This is a genomic window from Microbacterium sp. NPDC090225 (assembly GCF_044772365.1).
In the GTDB taxonomy this organism is placed as follows: Bacteria; Actinomycetota; Actinomycetes; order Actinomycetales; family Microbacteriaceae; genus Microbacterium.
The window spans coordinates 2,736,689-2,753,159 of sequence record NZ_JBIVYS010000001.1 but is presented as its reverse complement, the minus strand read 5'-3'; the positions used below and the strand labels follow the sequence as shown (position 1 = coordinate 2,753,159).

Annotated in this window: 16 protein-coding genes; 3 read left to right on the top strand and 13 right to left on the bottom strand. The window is 70.6% G+C overall.

Annotated features, from left to right (window positions below; genetic code table 11):
- Nucleotides 1-9 precede the first annotated feature (9 nt).
- From ACIQTT_RS13235 to ACIQTT_RS13215, 5 genes are all read right to left on the bottom strand, one after another.
- Nucleotides 10-981 carry a DNA-methyltransferase gene (locus ACIQTT_RS13235; protein WP_402791192.1) on the bottom strand — a complete coding sequence of 324 codons (972 nt, stop codon included), beginning with the start codon at nucleotides 979-981 and terminating at the stop codon, nucleotides 10-12.
- Between the two features lie 29 nt (nucleotides 982-1,010).
- Nucleotides 1,011-2,060, bottom strand: a complete 1,050-nt coding sequence (locus ACIQTT_RS13230; protein WP_402790719.1) for a lipoyl protein ligase domain-containing protein — start codon at nucleotides 2,058-2,060, stop codon at nucleotides 1,011-1,013.
- A 131-nt stretch (nucleotides 2,061-2,191) separates the two neighbouring features.
- Nucleotides 2,192-2,929 carry a DUF1684 domain-containing protein gene (locus tag ACIQTT_RS13225; RefSeq protein ID WP_402790717.1) on the bottom strand — a complete coding sequence of 246 codons (738 nt, stop codon included), beginning with the start codon at nucleotides 2,927-2,929 and terminating at the stop codon, nucleotides 2,192-2,194.
- Between the two features lie 236 nt (nucleotides 2,930-3,165).
- Nucleotides 3,166-4,032, bottom strand: coding sequence for an alpha/beta fold hydrolase (locus ACIQTT_RS13220; protein ID WP_402790714.1), 867 nt, complete (start codon nucleotides 4,030-4,032; stop codon nucleotides 3,166-3,168).
- Nucleotides 4,033-4,061: 29 nt separating this feature from the next.
- Complete coding sequence (locus ACIQTT_RS13215) at nucleotides 4,062-4,799, bottom strand: copper homeostasis protein CutC (protein WP_402790711.1); 738 nt, start codon at nucleotides 4,797-4,799, stop codon at nucleotides 4,062-4,064.
- Between the two features lie 59 nt (nucleotides 4,800-4,858).
- Between ACIQTT_RS13215 and ACIQTT_RS13210 the strand changes: the two genes are divergently transcribed.
- The 3 genes from ACIQTT_RS13210 (at nucleotide 4,859) to ACIQTT_RS13200 (ending at nucleotide 7,112) form a co-directional block, all read left to right on the top strand.
- Entirely contained in the window at nucleotides 4,859-5,299 is a 441-nt protein-coding gene (locus ACIQTT_RS13210; protein ID WP_402790708.1) for a MarR family winged helix-turn-helix transcriptional regulator, read from the top strand.
- Nucleotides 5,300-5,304: 5 nt separating this feature from the next.
- On the top strand, nucleotides 5,305-6,639 hold the full coding sequence (locus ACIQTT_RS13205) for an MFS transporter (protein WP_402790705.1): 1,335 nt from the start codon (nucleotides 5,305-5,307) through the stop codon (nucleotides 6,637-6,639).
- A 92-nt stretch (nucleotides 6,640-6,731) separates the two neighbouring features.
- On the top strand, nucleotides 6,732-7,112 hold the full coding sequence (locus tag ACIQTT_RS13200; protein WP_402790702.1) for a hypothetical protein: 381 nt from the start codon (nucleotides 6,732-6,734) through the stop codon (nucleotides 7,110-7,112).
- A gap of 122 nt (nucleotides 7,113-7,234) precedes the next feature.
- Here ACIQTT_RS13200 and ACIQTT_RS13195 read toward each other — a convergent pair whose 3' ends face one another.
- The 8 genes from ACIQTT_RS13195 to ACIQTT_RS13160 all read right to left on the bottom strand — a co-directional run bounded on the left by ACIQTT_RS13195 (nucleotide 7,235) and on the right by ACIQTT_RS13160 (nucleotide 16,444).
- On the bottom strand, nucleotides 7,235-8,401 hold the full coding sequence (locus ACIQTT_RS13195) for a hypothetical protein (protein WP_402790699.1): 1,167 nt from the start codon (nucleotides 8,399-8,401) through the stop codon (nucleotides 7,235-7,237).
- A gap of 65 nt (nucleotides 8,402-8,466) precedes the next feature.
- Nucleotides 8,467-9,708 carry an ornithine--oxo-acid transaminase gene (gene rocD / locus ACIQTT_RS13190; protein WP_402790696.1) on the bottom strand — a complete coding sequence of 414 codons (1,242 nt, stop codon included), beginning with the start codon at nucleotides 9,706-9,708 and terminating at the stop codon, nucleotides 8,467-8,469.
- Nucleotides 9,705-10,583 (bottom strand): dimethylargininase, encoded by an 879-nt coding sequence (gene ddaH / locus ACIQTT_RS13185; RefSeq protein ID WP_402790694.1) that lies wholly within the window; start codon nucleotides 10,581-10,583, stop codon nucleotides 9,705-9,707. Before ddaH ends, rocD begins: the two co-directional genes overlap by 4 nt.
- A 273-nt stretch (nucleotides 10,584-10,856) precedes the next feature.
- Nucleotides 10,857-11,006, bottom strand: coding sequence for a zinc-binding dehydrogenase (locus ACIQTT_RS13180; protein WP_402790691.1), 150 nt, complete (start codon nucleotides 11,004-11,006; stop codon nucleotides 10,857-10,859).
- Between the two features lie 112 nt (nucleotides 11,007-11,118).
- Complete coding sequence (locus ACIQTT_RS13175) at nucleotides 11,119-14,883, bottom strand: proline dehydrogenase family protein (RefSeq protein ID WP_402790688.1); 3,765 nt, start codon at nucleotides 14,881-14,883, stop codon at nucleotides 11,119-11,121.
- Between the two features lie 10 nt (nucleotides 14,884-14,893).
- Complete coding sequence (locus ACIQTT_RS13170; RefSeq protein WP_402790685.1) at nucleotides 14,894-15,175, bottom strand: hypothetical protein; 282 nt, start codon at nucleotides 15,173-15,175, stop codon at nucleotides 14,894-14,896.
- Nucleotides 15,176-15,275: 100 nt separating this feature from the next.
- Nucleotides 15,276-15,710, bottom strand: coding sequence for a hypothetical protein (locus ACIQTT_RS13165; protein ID WP_402790682.1), 435 nt, complete (start codon nucleotides 15,708-15,710; stop codon nucleotides 15,276-15,278).
- Nucleotides 15,711-15,883: 173 nt separating this feature from the next.
- The gene (locus ACIQTT_RS13160) at nucleotides 15,884-16,444 is read right to left on the bottom strand and encodes an acyl-CoA thioesterase (protein ID WP_402790679.1); all 561 of its coding nucleotides are present in this window, start codon (nucleotides 16,442-16,444) and stop codon (nucleotides 15,884-15,886) included.
- Nucleotides 16,445-16,471 lie beyond the last annotated feature (27 nt).

The window sequence follows — 16,471 nt, the reverse complement described above, 5'->3', positions numbered from 1 at the left end:
CGATCCGGCTCAACCGACGCGGGTGACCTCGGCGTGCGGCATCCGTTCGCGCATCACCCGGATCGCCTCGGGGTTGTCGTCGACCAGCACGCTGTCGCGCCCCAGCGCCGATGCGACCGCGCCGGTCGTGCCGCTGCCGGCGAAAAGGTCGAGCACGCGGTCGCCGGGGCGGCTCGACGCCCGGATGATGCGGCGCAGGATGCCCTCGGGCTTCTGCGTCGGATACCCCGTCTTCTCACGCCCCGTCGTCGGCACGATCGTGTGCCACCACACATCGGTCGGCAGCTTTCCCCGAGCCGCCTTCTCAGGCGTGACGAGCCCCGGGGCCATGTACGGCTCGCGGTCGACCTCGTCGGAGTCGAAGAAGTACGCCCGCGGATTCTTCACGTACACGAGGATCGTGTCGTGTTTGGTGGGCCAGCGACTGCGCGACTTCGCGCCGTAGTCGTACGCCCAGATCAACTCGTTCAGGAACGAGTCGCGCCCGAACACGGCGTCGAGCATCACCTTCGCATAGTGCGCCTCGCGGTAGTCGAGGTGCAGGTAGAGCGTGCCATCGTCGGCGAGCAGCCGCCACGCCTCCTCGAGACGCGGCATGAGGAAGTCGCCGTAGTCGTCGAAGCGGTCGTCGTAGGTGCGCAGCATCCCGCGCACCCGCTCGTAGCGGTGGCCGTGGAAGCCGTGGCGGATCTCGGTGGGAACCGCCTCGGCATCCGGCTGTGCGTAACTCCGGACGGATGCTTCGGAAGAGGCCGATTCGGGCCCGCTCGGGCCCTCTGCCGGCGATTCTTCCGGAGTCATGGACGCCCGCGTCGCGGTGACGATCTGCCGTTCGCGCGCACGGCCCGTGTTGAAGGGCGGGTCGAGGTACACCAGCGTGAACGAGGCGTCGGGCAGCGCGCGTACGGCGGCGAGGTTGTCGCCCTCGAGGATCGAGACCGACCCGACCCTCACCGGTGCGATGGAGACGTCCTGCTCGATCGGGACGGGCGGAGTCGGTACCGGATCGGTCACGGCACCCGGTGCAGCCACGCGTCGGTCGAGAACTTCGTCTCGACCAGCTCTTCGGCCGCGGCGTACTCGTCGTCGGCGACCGTGCCGTCCTCGGCCGAGGTGAGCGAGCGGAAGGTCTCGATGAAGCGGTCGATGATCGCCTCGCGGCTGAGTCCGGTCTGGCTGCGCAGCGGGTCGACGCGCTTGGCCGCCGAGGTGGTGCCCTTGTCGCTCAGCTTCTCGCGGCCGATGCGCAGCACCTCGGTCATGACCTGACCGTCGAGGTCGTACGACAGCGAGGCGTGGTGCAGCACGCCTCCGTTGGCGAGACGCTTCTGCGCGGCGCCGCCGATCTTGCCGGTCGAGCTCGCGATGTCGTTGAGGGGGCGGTAGACCGCGTCGATCCCCAGAGAGCGCAGCGCCTGCAGCGCGAAGTCGTCGAGGAACGCATACGAGTCGGCGAACGTCATGCCCGCGACGAGGGATGCCGGAACGTACAGCGAGTACGTGATGATCTGCCCCTCGGGGATGAGCATCGCGCCACCGCCCGAGATGCGGCGCACGACGTCGAAACCGTGGCGCGCGGCGCCCTCGGGGTCGACCTCGTTTCGGTAGGACTGGAACGATCCGATGACGACGGCCGAGCCGTCCCACTCCCAGATGCGCAGGGTCGGGCGACGCCGCCCCTCGCCGACGCGCGAGGTGAGCACCTCGTCGAGCGCGAGGTTCATGGCCGGCGAGACCGCCTTGTCGTGCACGATCTCCCAGTCGAAGTCACGCCAGCCGGGAGCGGTGACGAGCGCGCGGCGCACGACGGTTCCGACGGCCTCGGGCGTGAAGCCGAGAAGCTGAGCCCCCTCGGGGAGCGCATCGCGTACGGCGGCGGCGATCACGGAGGCATCCGATTCGACCGGCAAGCCGTTCACGGCGTCGTTGATCGCCTCGAGCGCCGTGTCGGGCTCGAGGAAGAAGTCGCCTGCGAGCCGGAACTGCGCGATCTTCCCGTCGTCGACCTCGAGGTCGACGACGACGAGCTTTCCTCCGGGGACCTTGTATTCACCGTGCACCTCCCCAGCCTACGGCCGACGGGGGTTGTTGGTCGCGGTCGAAGTTGTGGGGCCCTTCGACAAGCTCAGGGACCCAGTGCGAAGAGCTGGGTCGCTGAGCCTGTCGAAGCGTCCCCGCACGCGAAACGGGGTCAGCGACCGAGGACGATGGCGCGCTCGCCGGCGCGGATGGGGGCCGTGAAGCGGTTGCCCGCGGGCGGGAGCGGGCACACGAACTGGTCGGAGAACGCGCACGGCGGCAGGTACGCCCGGTTGAAGTCGACGACCGCGGTGCCGTCGTCATCGGGCTCGTCGATCGCGAGGAAGCGGAACGGGAAGGTCTCGATGCCGTTGGTCCCGTCGGCGAACACGGCACCGAGGCCGCCACGCACGTTGCGCGTCACGGTGAGCTCGTGCGCGACCCCGCGGATCTCGAACCGCAGCCGCCCGGCGACCGGCGCCTCGTGCTGGTCGCCGTCGATCGCGACGATCGTGATCGATTCGTCGGTGGCGGGCTCGAACGTCGCCGGAAGTCGCCAGGCGGGATCGGGACGGTAGGCGTCGATCGCGCTGAAGCGCTCGCGCTGCGGGCGCGCCGGGTTGAACACCCGCAGCGCCACGGTCTCGCGCCGCGGGAACACCCGCAGTTCACGTCGCCCGAAGCGCAGCGCTTCTCCCCGACGGAGGGTGACGGTGGCCCCGGCGACCCCGAGTTCGGTGCCGCGGATGTCGCCGTCGCCGCCGACCGCCCAGAGCCCCGGCACGTTCTCGACCGCGGCGGGTTCGGAGATCAGCCAGTTCGTGGATTCCAGGGCCGACGGGCCGTAGTCGGCCCCCGCCACGCGTTCGCGTTCGTCGTGCCACGCACGCCAGTCGCTCTCGAAGCTCATCGAACCGTCCTCCCCTCGCGGAATGTTGCCCTGAATCTACGGCGGGGGCGGAGCATCCGTCGGGCCGGTGTCATGCACCTTCACCCGACGTCATCCGGCGTCATACCGGCACTCGCGGGGGACGCTTCGACAGGCTCAGCGACCCGGTTTCACCTCTGGGTCCCTGAGCCTGTCGAAGGGCCCCAGTTTCACCACTGGGTCCCTGAGCCTGTCGAAGGGCCCCATCGGAAGAACCCTCAGCGCGCGGGGATGTGCGTGTCGAGCCAGGCGAGGGTGTCAGCGCGCACCTCGTCCTGCTGCAGCTCGGCGAAGATCTCGTGCCGGGCATCGGGGTAGACGAGGGTCGTCACATCGGTGAAGCCCGAGCGGCTGCGGTACTCGTCGGCGAGTTTGTGCACGCTGCGGGGTCCGCCGACCGGGTCGTCTCGCCCGACGAGCAGCAGCAGCGGGATGTCCCGGCCGGCCGTCTCGCGCAGGTCGCGGCGCGGGCGCCCGTAGAGCTTGGCGGCCTCGATCGGCCCGAACAGCTTCAGCAGAGGTTCGCCCGTGGTGAGCGGGTCGGCGTCGAACGCGGCCCACACCTCGGGGTCGCGGCTGAGCCACTCGTAACCGGTGGCGTCGGGCCCCGCCCAGCGGGCGTTGAGGGGCGCGGCGCTGAGCGATCCCGGCATCCGCAGTGCCGAGCCCGAGAGGATCACGGCATCGAACGCCTCGGGATGCTCGTTCAGCAGCATCTGCGCGAGGAACGACCCCCACGAGTGGCCGAGCAGCACGAGCGGCAGGTCGGGGTTCTCGTCGCGGATGATGCCGGTCAGCTGCCAGACGGCATCCTTCGCGGCGCGCAGCCCGCCCTTGCCCAGGCGGCCCAACCGTGCCGGCCCTCCGTGCTGGCGGATGCCGGTGCGGCCGTGGCCGCGGTGATCGTCGGCGTAGACGGTGAAGCCCGCTGCGGTCAGCGCGGCGATCAGCGCACCGTAGCGCCCCGCGTGCTCGCCGACGCCGTGAAGCAGCTGCACGACGCCCCGGGGCTCGACCGTCGCCGGGTGGACGTCGTAGACGATGGCGATGCCGTCGGCATCCGTGAACTCTCGGGTTTCCGTCACGCTGCGAGCCTACCGATCGAGGGCGCGGCTCACAGCCCGATGGCGGTGCGCACCGCGAGGGCGGTGTCGCGGTCGGTGACCTCGTACCCGCCGACGCCGTCGGAGGCCGAGCCCATGCGCACGCCGCCCTCGGCGACCACGGTGCGCTTGGCCGAGAAGTGCAGCGCGTCGACTCCGGTGCCGGCGAGCTCGGCGGCGTTCGCGGCGTCGACTCCGCTGCCCGCCATGATCTGGATGCGTCCGTCGGCGCGGGCGACGAGCGCACGGAGGGTGTCGATGCCGTCGATCGCGGCGGATGCCCCACCCGAGGTGAGCACGCGCCGCAGCCCGAGCCCGATCGCGGCGTCGAGGGTCGCGAGCGGGTCGGGGCTGACGTCGATGGCCCGGTGCAGGGTGACGGATGCTCCGCCGGCCGCGTCGCGCAGCCGGGTCATGGCGTTGATGTCGAGCACGCCCTGCGCATCGAGAGCACCGATCACGACGCCCTCGGCCCCGGCCTCGATCGCGCGGCGCACGTCGCGTTCGCAGATCGCGATCTCCTCGTCGGCGTAGTGGAAGTCGCCGCCGCGCGGGCGCACGAGCACGTGCACCTCGACGCCGGCGTCACGCGCCGCCTCGACCGACAACTCGAGCGTGGCGGGCGAGGGGGTGAGACCTCCGAGGGCCAGCGCGGACGCGAGTTCGACGCGGGCGGCGCCGACCTCTCCGGCGATGCGCACTCCGGCGGGGTCCTGCACGGCGATCTCGAGAGCGGGGGTTCGGGTCACCCGACCCATTCTGCCGTTCCCGCGCCGCACGTCGATTACTTAGATAGACTAACTAAGTAATGACTTCGCCTGACGACTCCCTCCACCTCACCGCCACCGAGCTCCGCATGGCCACCTTCCGGCTCGCGCGACGGCTGCGCTGCGCCCGCGCCGCCGACTCCATGAGCGACGCCCAGCTCGCCGTGCTCGCCGACCTGCGCATGAACGGTCGACGCACGATCTCGACCCTCGCCGAGCGCGAACGCGTCACCGCCCCCTCGATGACCAACACGATCAACGGTCTCGAGGAGCAGGGCTACGTCACCCGCGCCGTCGACGAGGACGACCGCCGCCGCGTGCAGGTCGAGATAACGGATGCCGGCGCCGAACTCGTCGTCGAGACCATCCGCCGGCGCGACGTGCTGCTGGCCGACATGCTCGCCGAGCTCGACTTCACCGAGGACGAGCTCACGACCCTCCGCGAGGCGAGCATCCTGATGCGACGGGTGACCGACCGATGAGCGCGATGTTCCGTTCGTTCGCGAACATCAACTACCGCATCTGGTTCGCCGGCGCCCTCGTCTCGAACGTCGGCGGGTGGATGCAGGCGACCGCGCAGGACTGGGTCGTGCTCACCGAACTCACCGACAACGACGCGGCGGCCATGGGCTTCACGATGGCGCTGCAGTTCGGCCCTCCCCTCGTGCTCGTGAGCCTCACCGGTTGGGTGGCAGACCGGTTCGAGCGTCGGCGCATCCTGCTCGCGACCCAGAGTGCGCTGCTGCTGCTCGCGATCGCCGTGGGCGTGCTGCTGCTGAACGGCCTCATGACCCTGCCGATGATGTTCGGGTTCGCGCTCGGGTTCGGAATCGTGAACGCCTTCGACGCCCCGGCGCGCCAGGCCTTCGTGTCCGACATGGTGTCGGCATCCGACACTTCCAACGCCGTCGCCCTCAACTCGGCCTCGTTCAACCTCGCGCGCATGATCGGCCCCGCCGTCGGCGGTCTGCTGATCGTGGCGATCGGGTCGGGCTGGGTGTTCATCGTCAATGCGGCGACGTTCCTGGCGATGATCCTCGCGCTCGGCCTGCTGCGCACGAGCCTGCTCGCGAAGCGCCCCAAGAATCGCGGGCGGGGCGGACTCGCGGCGGGCTTCCGCTACGTCTGGGGCCGCAGCGACCTGCGGGTCGTGTTCGTGACGGTGTTCCTGATCGGCGCGTTCGGCATGAACTTCCCGATCTTCGCGTCGACCATGGCCCTCGAGTTCGGCGCCGGGGCAGACGGCTACGGCGTGCTCTCCTCGGTCCTCGCGATCGGTTCGCTCGCCGGCGCGTTGCTCGCCGCGCGGCGCGACCGGGCACGGGTGCGCGTCGTGATCCTCGCGGCCGGGGGCTTCGGCGTCGCCGCGTTCGTGTCGGCCGCCATGCCCACCTATCTCACCTACGGCATCACGCTGATGTTCACGGGCTTCATGATCGTGACGCTGCTGACGACCGCGAACGGCTACGTGCAGATGACGACCGACCCCGCTCTGCGCGGCCGTGTGCTCGCGCTCTACATGGCGGTCATCATGGGATCGACCCCGGTGGGTGCACCGATCGCCGGCTGGGTGGCGGATGCCTTCGGTCCCCGCACCGCGATCATGCTCGGCGGCACCGCGGGGCTCGTCGCCTGCGCGATCGGCGCGATCTGGGTGTTCACCTCCGGGCGCCTGCATCGCGACGAGAACCGGCGCTTCCTTCTGACGCTCGACGAGACCCGCCCCCTCAGCGTGATCGACGAGGTCGACCCCGTGGAGTTCAGCGACGAGGCCGCGGTCACCACGCCGATCCGCCGCCCGAAGGACCCCGAGGCGCCGTAGCCTTCGGCCCCGGGGCACCGGCGGTGAGTGCGGTAAGGCAAGGCTTGTCAATGGGGTCTTCGGATGCCGTCGCCCCCAGTACCGTCGCGGGCATGGACGAGAACACGGAACACACCCCGCACGCGGAAGACCCGGCCGAGGGCGCGGAGGGCGTCGGCGTTCCGTCCGGAAAGGGCGGAGCGATCCAGGGCGACAGCTCCCACGGGGATTCCCCGCGCGGCGCGATCCAGGGCGATGCCGACGAGGATGCTCCCGACGACGCGCACGGCAACCAGGGCGCGGCCCAGGGCGGTGCGCTCCAGGGCGACAGCTCGCACGGCGACTCCCCGCGCGGCGCCATCCAGGGCGACGCAGGCCCCGATCGCGAGGCGCCCCTCGGCGGCGACGAGACCACGGAGCGGCAGCTCCACGCAGACAACGAAGCGGAAGAGGACACCCTGAAGCTCCTCGACCCCGATAACCCGCCCGCGTAAGTCCCCCGCTTCGCGGGCGCGCGCGTCATCCCCAGTGACGCATGAGCCACCCCCTTTCAGCGCGAGCCACCCGCATGCGGGAGGCCCCGGAGGGGGTGGTTCGCGCTGTGGGCGGAACGGGCTCAGCGCAGCGGCGGCCACTCGTCGAAGCGATACGTGAGTCCGAGTCCGAGGTCCTCGTCGGCCTCTCCCAGCTCCTGACGGATGTCGTAGGTGTCACCCCACCACGACGGGCTCTCGATCGCGACGACCAGGCGGTCGACATTCTGGCGCTGGTCGATCTCGAGGGTGAAGCCGTCGGCGTCGGTCCACCCATAGCCGCGCTCCGATGCCGTCCAGCCGAGCTCGCTCAGCCGGGAATTCCACGCCTCGTCGTACGAGTCGAAGCCGGCGGGCGCCTTCTCGAGGGCGAATCCCACCTCGAAGACGTAGCACTCGGCATCCGATCCCCCGCAGGAGCCGTACGACGAGGCGAAGGCCGGCCCTCGCACCCAGCCGCCGTTCTCGTCGCGCACGCTCCAGCCGTCGTCGGCGATCAGCTCCCGCACCTCCGACAGCTTCTGCTGCGTGAGCGTGTAGTTCGCCTCCGCCCGATCGGCCTGCGCGGCGATCGGGAGGGCCTCGACCTGCGAGACCGTGTCGCCCGCGGCATCCGTCTCGAGCGCCGTCACCTGCACACCCAGCGCCACGGCGCCCACGAGCAGGGCGGGCACGAGGAAGGCGGCGTTCCACGACACCGCATCCCATGCACCGCCGCGTGTCGGCATTCCGGGCCGCGGCTGCGGCTGAGCGATCGCCACGAACAGGATCGCCAGCCATGACAGGCACGCGATCGCGACCGCTCCCAGGAAGATGCCCTGCTCGAAGCCCGACGAGAGGCGTGCGGGCAGGACGCCGCCGAGCATCGTCTCCATCGGGCCGGAGTCGCCGGCGTCCTGCATCGTGATCGTGAAGGCGACCCACGCCCACCAGTTCACGAACAGCAGCCAGACGATCGGCCCCGGAGCGGTGCGGTGACCGCGCTTGCGCAGGATGAAGCGCGGGAGCATTCCGAGCAGCCCCATCGCGGGGATGAAGATCGGCGACGCGAACAGCAGCAGCAGCGTGCCCCACCCGCCCCCGCCGAGGAACCCGTGGAAGGCGAAGAAGACCGGTAGCACCCAGCTCATCCACGGCCAGAGCGCCCAGGTGAACCCTCGGATGCCGCCGGACGTCGGGCGGGGCTGCGGCGCCGGCAGATGCCAGGGCGGCGCTCCCGCCGCCACGGCATCGGGATTCTGAAATACCATCGGTTCCCCCTCCGCCGACAGCCTAGCGAGGCGGCAGGGGGAACCGAGGAGCGGATACCGTGGCGCTACGCGCCCAGGACCACCCGGAGCTGCTCGACCGCCCAGTCGAGCTCGGTCGCGCGGATCACGAGCGGCGGGGCGATGCGGATCGTCTGGCCGTGCGTGTCCTTCACGAGCACGCCGCGATCGAGGAGCTTCTCCGCGATCTCCCGACCGGTGCCCTTCGCGGGGTCGATGTCGACACCCGCCCAGAGCCCGGCGATGCGCACCGCGGTGACGCCGTGGCCGATGAGCGGCTCGAGAGCCGCGGCGAGGTGGGTGCCGAGTGCGCGGGCGCGCTCCTGGAACTCGCCCGTCTCGAGCATCTCGACCACGCGCAGGCCGACGGCCGCCGCGAGCGGGTTGCCGCCGAAGGTCGAGCCGTGCTCGCCCGGACGGATGACACCCAGCACGTCTTCGTTTCCGACGACCGCCGACACCGGCAGCAGTCCGCCGCCGAGAGCCTTGCCGAGCAGGTAGAGGTCGGGCACGACACCCTCGCGATCGCTCGCGAACGTCTCGCCCACACGGCCGAGCCCCGACTGGATCTCGTCGGCGATGAAGAGGACGTTCTTCTCATCGCAGATCTCGCGGATGCGACGCAGGTACCCCTCGGGCGGGATCACGACGCCGGCCTCGCCCTGGATGGGCTCGACGAGCACGGCGGCGGTGTCGTCGGTGATCGCGGCGGCGATGGCATCCGCGTCCCCATAGGGCACGATGTCGAAGCCGGGGGTGTACGGGCCGAAGCCCTCGCGCGCCTGCTCGTCGTCGCTGAAGCTCACGATCGTCGTCGTGCGACCGTGGAAGTTGCCGGCCGCGACGATGATGCGGGCCTTGCCGTCGGCGATGCCCTTGACCCGGTAGCCCCAGGCGCGCGCGACCTTGATGCCGGTCTCGACCGCCTCAGCGCCCGTGTTCATCGGCAGCACCAGGTCCTTGCCCGCGAGCTTCGCGAGCGCGGCGGCGAAGGGCTCGAGCCGGTCGCTCTGGAACGCGCGGCTGATCAGGGTCACCCGACCGAGCTGCTCGGTGAGCGCCGCGACGAGCGCCGGATGCCGGTGCCCGAAGTTCACGGCCGAGTACGCGGCGAGCAGGTCGAGGTAGCGCTTGCCCTCGACGTCCGTCACCCACGCACCGTCTCCGCGCGCGATGTTCACCGGCAGCGGGTGGTAGTTGTGGGCGACGTGTCCTTCGTCTCGCTGCGCTCGCTCAGGAACCGGGGACTCGACTGTCGAAGCGTCCGTCGCCACGGCGTCCGTTGTCATTTCGCGCCCCGGAGCTCGAGCGTGCAGCACTTGATGCCGCCGCCGCCGAGCAGCAGCTCGGAGAGGTCGACGGTGATCGGGTTGTAGCCGCGCTCGCGCAGCTGCTTCTCGAAGCCCTTCGCCCGCGGCGAGATGATGACGTTGTAGCCGTCGCTGGCCGAGTTGAGGCCGAAGACCGCGCCGTCGTCGTCCGACACGAGGATCGCGTCGGGGAAGCGCTCCTCGAGGATCGCGCGGCTCGCGTCATCGAAGGCGCCCGGCAGGTACGCGATGTTGGCGCGCTCGGGCCCGCCGTTCTCGACACCCTGCACCGGATCGAGCACCGCGATGGCGGTGTCGAGGTGGTAGAAGCGCGGGTCGGTCAGGGTGAGCGAGACGACCTCGCGGCCGAAGACCTCGCCGACCTCGCGGTGGCTGTCGCCGGTGGAGCGGAAGCCCGTACCGGCCAGGATCACGTCGCCGACGAGCAGGAAGTCGCCCTCACCCTCGTTGACCTCTTCGGGCATGACCGTGTCGTAGCCGGCCTGTCGGAACCACTCGGCGAACGCGGGCGCCTCACCCTGGCGCTCGACGAAGCGGAACTCGGGCACGTACGCGCGACCGTCGATGAGGAATCCGCCGTTGGCCGTGTAGACCATGTCGGGGTAGCCGGCGAGCGGTTCGATGAGCTCGACCTCGTGGCCCAGTTCGAGGTAGAGGTCGTGGAGCTTCTGCCACTGCGCGACCGCGTTGGCGGTGTCGGTCGGCTTGGTGGGTTCCATCCACGGGTTGATGGAGTAGTTGACCGTGAAGTGCTCCGGCTTGCACATCAGGTAGCGGCGGCGGTGCGCGGTGCGCGCGGGGGCGGATGCCACGGCGGTCTCAGGCGTCGACATGGATGCTCCTCGAATGAACGGGTGCGGCGGACGCTGTCCAGGGGCCCGGCGGAAGTTCGACCCGGAACTCTTTTCGGAGCGGGGACGGGGAAGATGCGACTCGGGCACGCCGGTTTCATTGTGCCATCCGTGGGCTGTGGGGTGCCAGAGCGCCGGGCGTTCGGTTGATTCGCGTTTCGAATCGCCGCGGCTCCGCCGTGAGGGGTCAAGACACGCCCTGCCCGCGGCATCCGTTGCGGCGTGTTCTGACCCCTCACGGGTGGGTGGCCGGGGTCAGGCGGTGCCGACCACCACGACTTTGCCGGCCGTGTGGCCGGCCTCGAGGTGGGCCAGGGCGGCGGATGCCTCGGCGAAGGGGTACTCGCGTTCGATCACCGCGCGGAGCGATCCGGCCGCGGCGAGCGAGAGAATCTCGCGCACCACCTCGGGCTTTACACGCTTGTCGCACGGAGCGGAGGAGATCTCAGGAAACACAGGATGCTGCGCGCGAATCGCTCCTCCGATACGAGAGATCTCCTGCTTTACGGGCGAGGGCTCAGATCACGTCGGCGAACACCGGATCCGGATTCCCGAAGCGGTGGGCGGTGATCGAGATCGCCTGCTCGTGCACGAAGGGCAGCAGCTCGATGCGCCCGGCCGAGGTCACCTCGCCGTCGTAGACCGCGAGGTCGGGATCGCCGTCGACCGCGCGGGCGAGAGCCGCGTGCGCCGCCGCCACCGCGGGGCGCGATCCGATCAGGCGGATGCGGGACGCCGGCGTCGTGGACACCACCTCGCCCCCGTCGGCCTCGCCGGAGCGCGAGACCCGCGCGAGCCACTCGTCGTCGCTCTCGAGGAACACCGCCGCGTCGAGGTCGCCGAGCGCGTGGCGCACCCCGGCCGGGAGTCCCGCCGAGACAGACAGCACGAATCCCGCACCGGCGCGCACCGCGGCGAGCACCGTGCGCAGCACCTCCTGCAACGGGGCATCCGCCGTCGCCCGCAGTTCGACGGGCAGCGGGCGGTACCGGAAGAGGTTGCGTTCGACGCCCAGACGCGAGACGTCGCGCACCTGGCCGAACTCGCGATCCCAGGCGAGGGCGTCCGACAGGGCCGACCGCCGCAGCCACTCGAACGACTCGAAGTCGAGAGACGGCTGGGCCGACTCGATCAGCGCGGTGATGCGCGAGTCGAGGCCGCGCAGATGCAGCGTGCTCGACGGGGTCGATCCGGGGCGCGAGCGCCACGATCCGAGACCTGCGAGGTAGTTCGGGCCGCCGGCCTTCGTGCCGGGTCCGACCGAGGAGCGCTTCCACCCGCCGAACGGCTGCCGCTGCACGATCGCCCCGGTGATGCCGCGGTTCACATAGAGGTTGCCGGCCTGCACGGTGTCGAGCCAGGTCGCGAGATCGCCCGGGTCCTGGGTCTGGAGCCCCGCGGTGAGACCGTAGGCGACCGCGTTCTGCATCTCGATCGCGGCCGAGAGCGTCGGCGCGTACATCACGCCCAGCACCGGCCCGAAGAACTCCTCGAGGTGGAACCGCGACCCGGCCCGCACGCCCACGCGCACACCCGGGGTCCACAGGCGCCCGCTGCCGTCGTCATCGGCCGAGAGCGACGGTTCGATGAGCCACTTCTCGTCGCCCTCGAGCTGCGAGAGCGCCCAGGCGAGCTTGCCCTGCGGCTTCTCGATGACGGGTCCGACCTCGGCGAGCGGATCGGTGGGCCATCCGACGTGCAACGAGCGCACGGCATCCGCCAGCTGTCTCGCGAAGCGCTGCGAGCGTCCGACCGGTCCGACGAGGATCGCGAGCGACGCCGCCGAGCATTTCTGCCCCGCATGGCCGAAGGCGCTCTTGACGAGGTCGGCGACCGCGAGGTCGAGATCGGCGGACGGCGTGATGATCATAGCGTTCTTGCCGCTGGTCTCGGCCAGCAGCGGCAGGTCGGCGCGCCACGAGCGGAAGAGCGCCGCCGTGTCCCACGACCCTGTGAGGATCACCCGATCCACGGCCTCGTGCGTGATGAGCTGCTTCCCGAGCGCGCCCTCCTCGATGTCGACGAGGGCGAGCACGTCGCGCGGCACCCCCGCCTGCCAGAGCGCCTCGGCGATCACCGCCGCGCACCGTCGCGCCTGCGGCGCCGGCTTGAAGATCACACCCGACCCCGCGGCGAGCGCCGCCAGCACTCCCCCGGCCGGGATCGCGACGGGGAAGTTCCAGGGCGGGGTGACGACGGTGACGGATGCCGGAACGAACGCCGCCCCCGCGATCGCGTCGAGCTCGCGCGCGGTCGCCGCGTAGTAGCGGGCGAAGTCGACCGCCTCGCTCACCTCGACGTCGGCCTCGGCGAAGACCTTGCCCGTCTCGGACGCTGCGACCTCGATCAGTTCGCCGCGACGGGATTCGAGCGCGGCGGCCGCCCGCAGCAGCACCTCGGATCGGTCGGCGGCGGGGCGGGAGCCCCAGCTCGGCGCGGCATCCCGCACGGTCGTGATGATGTCGTCGAGGGCCGCGGGATCGTCGACCAGCGCGGTGGCGAGGGTGTCGTCTCCGGCGGTGGAGGTGGCGATGCGTTCGCGGATGCCGCGCGCCCACTCGCGGTTGGCGGGCAGAGCCGGGTCGCTGTCGACCGCGTTCGTGAAGCCGGGCGCACCCGCCGAGGCGTCGGCGAGCTCTCGGGGCGCATACACCGCGGTCTCGAGGAACTGCTCCGCGTCGAAGCCGTCGTCGTCGGACGATCCGCGCGAGATGCCGAGCACGGCCTTGGTCAGGTCGGCTTCGGGCACCGGGTCGATGAGCACCGGACGCACGGACTCGTGCATCGGCGCGAGCCGGTCCTGTCGACGCCGCGGCCCCGTGCGCAGGTTCGGGTCGGCCGAGCGATCGAGGGCGTCGAGGAAGCGGTCCTGCTCGCGCACGAACAGGGACTCGTCCTCGCCGAGCTGGAATGCCGCCGAGAGGAAGTTCTCGCTCGAGGCGTTCTCCTCGAGACGGCGCACGAGATAGCTGATCGCGACGTCGAACTCGGCGGGTGCGACGACCGGCACGTAGAGCAGCACGGGGCCGACCTCGCGCGAGACCGCCTGCACCTGCCCCTGGGCCATGCCGAGCAGCATCTCGAACTCGATGCCCTCGCGCACTCCGCGCTCGCCCGCGAGCAGCCACGCGTAGGCGATGCCGAAGAGGTTGTGCCCGGCGATGCCGAGGTGCACGGCCGCGGTGCGCTCGGGGTGCAGCGCCCAGTCGAGGCAGCGGAGGTAGTTGGCATCCGTGTCGAGCTTGGTGTCGTAGGTCGCCGGCGTCCACCCGTGCATGGTCGCTTCGACGCGCTCCATCGCGAGATTCGCGCCCTTGACGAGACGGATCTTGATGGGGGCGCCGCCGTGCGCGACGCGGTCCTGCGCCCAGGCGGTGAGCTCCTGCAGGGCGGGGAGCGCATCGGGCAGGTAGGCCTGCAGCACGATGCCGGCATGCAGGTTCGCCAGGCGCGGGTCTTCGAGGATGCGCGTGAACACCGCGATCGTCAGGTCGAGGTCGCGGTACTCTTCCATGTCGAGGTTGATGAAGGTGGGGGCGCCTGAGCCTGCGCCCTCCTGGGTCCCTGAGCCTGCGCCCCCCTGGGCCCCCGAGCCTGCGCCCTCCTGGGTCCCTGAGCCTGTCGAAGGGCCCGCCGCCGTCAGGTACAGCGGCAGCAACCTCTCGACCACCCGGTCGACGACCTCGTCGAACGCCCACATCGAGATGTGGCTGACGACGGCCGAGACCTTGACCGAGACGTAGTCGACGTCGGGGCGGCGGACCAGATCGTGGATGCCGTCGAGCCGGCGCTGCGCCTCTCCCTCGCCGAGCACGGCCTCGCCGAGGAGGTTGAGGTTGAGTCGGGCGCCGGACTCGCGGATCTTCTCGATCGCCGGGCCGAGCTTGGCGGGGCGCGCATCGACGACGAGGTGCCCCACCATCTCGCGCAGCACGCGGCGGGCGATCGGCACGGTCGGGGCGGGGAGCACCGGGGCGATCCCGCCGCCGAGCTTCACCGCGCCGCGCAGGTACCAGGGCAGGAAGTCGGGCACGATCGGAGCGATCCGATGCAGACGGGATGCCGCGGCGCCCAGGCTCTCGGGCCGCATCACGCCGTCGACGAAACCGAGCGTGAAGGGCAGACCGTTCGCATCGCGCAGCACCCCGGCGAGGCGCGCGGCGGCGGGGTCGACGTCGGCCGCCGCGGCTTCGATCACCCAGCGACGGGCGAGCTCGACGGCCCGGTCGGCCAGAGGAGCGGATGCCGCGGCATCCGAAGAAGGAGACGACGACTCTGCCATGTCTCTCACCCTAGGGCGGGGGCGGGGTCTCGGCTCGCTGGCTCGCCCGTGATTCCGCGGGTGACGCCCTGAGCTCGGGGAACGGAAGCAGCCCCCCGAGCCGCGCGCCCGATATGAACGCGATCATGATCATCACGCCCTGCAGCGCGGCAGCCCAGCGCACCCACCCCCAGCGGCGGACGCAGCAGACCAGGCCGACGATGCTCATGATGACGGCGAAGATCTCCACGAGCAGCGCCAGCAGGCTCGAGCCGGTCTCGATCGTGACGGCGATGAGGATGAGGCGATGCACGCCCCGAACGCCACGATGAGCGAGGCGCACAGGATGGCGAGAACCACGGTCCACGGCAGGTCATTCGTTCGCGCCGTCCTCGGTACCGCTCCATGATCCATCAGGACTCCCTCGAGTACACCGGCTGCACATTCTTCGGGTGATACCACCGATGCGACGACAGCAGGAACTGCAGCCCCGCGTGGATCACGAGGATGACGATCACTCCCAGGACGGGCAGAAACAGCGGCAGCACGAAACCCAGCGCGGTGCCGACGACGAGCGTTTGCGTGAGCGCCGCCCACCGCACCCACCGCCATCGGCGCACGCATCCGACGACACCGACCACGCTCATGACTGCAGCACTCGCTGACGCGAGCGTCCAGACACCGGGCACCCCCTCCACGGTTCGGAACGCCGCGATGAGCAGCACGGTCACGCAGACCCAGAAGATCACCACGCCCACCGCGAACACGGTCGCGAGAATGATGGAGGCGGGCATCGGGCCGCGCTCTCGCCCCGCAGACGGCTCGGCGCGCATGTCGAACTCACTCATGCCCCCGTCGTGCACCGACAGCCCCCTCACGCGAGCCCGCACAACTTCGGAGACTGCGGGCGACACGCCACGCTAGGCCGCGTCACGACGGCGTGTCGATCCGAAACTCCGAAGTCATGCGAGGCGTACCGATATACCTCACTAACAGGGGAAAGTCGCGAGGGGACGAACCGTCAGTTCCAGTCGCTCGGGGCGTCCGCGCGCACCGGCGGCAGGGCGGATGCCGCGGCCCACTCGTGCACCCAGGCGTCGATCTCGGGCACGCCCTCCGGCTTGCCGACCGCGGCGAACAGCTCCTCGTTGGCGACCGTGCCGCCGGTGCGGCGCAGCATCCGGGCCCGGATGATCGCCCGGGCGTAGATCTGCCCCTTCACGACCGCCCGGTGCTCGAGGAACAGCGCCCGATCGTCGTGCCCGATGAACCGCGACTGCACCTCGAACCGCTTCCACGGCACGAGCGAGCGGCGGAACGTGATCGTCTCGCTCGACACCACCGCGTACCAACCGTTCTCCTTCATGGCGTCGAACAGCCCCGAACGGATCAGCAGGTCCCAGCGCCCCAGGTCGAACAGCGACAGGTACCGGCCGTTGTTCATGTGCCGCAGGATGTCGATGTCGGTCGGCAGGGTCGTCAGACGGATGCTGCCCACCGCCGTCGGATCGAGGGTCTTGCCCCGCCGCACGCGGGAGCGGGCACGGAAGATCACCAGGAGGGTGCGCCAGATCACATTCACGAGGATCGATCGTATTCATCCGCGCAC

Coding starts and splice junctions, on each gene's coding strand:
- ACIQTT_RS13225 (WP_402790717.1), bottom strand. CDS start 2,929: ATGAGCTTCGAGAGCGACTGGCGTGCGTGGCACGACGAACGCGAACGC.
- ACIQTT_RS13210 (WP_402790708.1), top strand. CDS start 4,859: ATGACTTCGCCTGACGACTCCCTCCACCTCACCGCCACCGAGCTCCGC.
- ACIQTT_RS13205 (WP_402790705.1), top strand. CDS start 5,305: ATGTTCCGTTCGTTCGCGAACATCAACTACCGCATCTGGTTCGCCGGC.
- ACIQTT_RS13200 (WP_402790702.1), top strand. CDS start 6,732: ATGGACGAGAACACGGAACACACCCCGCACGCGGAAGACCCGGCCGAG.
- ACIQTT_RS13195 (WP_402790699.1), bottom strand. CDS start 8,401: ATGGTATTTCAGAATCCCGATGCCGTGGCGGCGGGAGCGCCGCCCTGG.
- rocD (WP_402790696.1), bottom strand. CDS start 9,708: ATGACAACGGACGCCGTGGCGACGGACGCTTCGACAGTCGAGTCCCCG.
- ddaH (WP_402790694.1), bottom strand. CDS start 10,583: ATGTCGACGCCTGAGACCGCCGTGGCATCCGCCCCCGCGCGCACCGCG.
- ACIQTT_RS13175 (WP_402790688.1), bottom strand. CDS start 14,883: ATGGCAGAGTCGTCGTCTCCTTCTTCGGATGCCGCGGCATCCGCTCCT.
- ACIQTT_RS13165 (WP_402790682.1), bottom strand. CDS start 15,710: ATGAGTGAGTTCGACATGCGCGCCGAGCCGTCTGCGGGGCGAGAGCGC.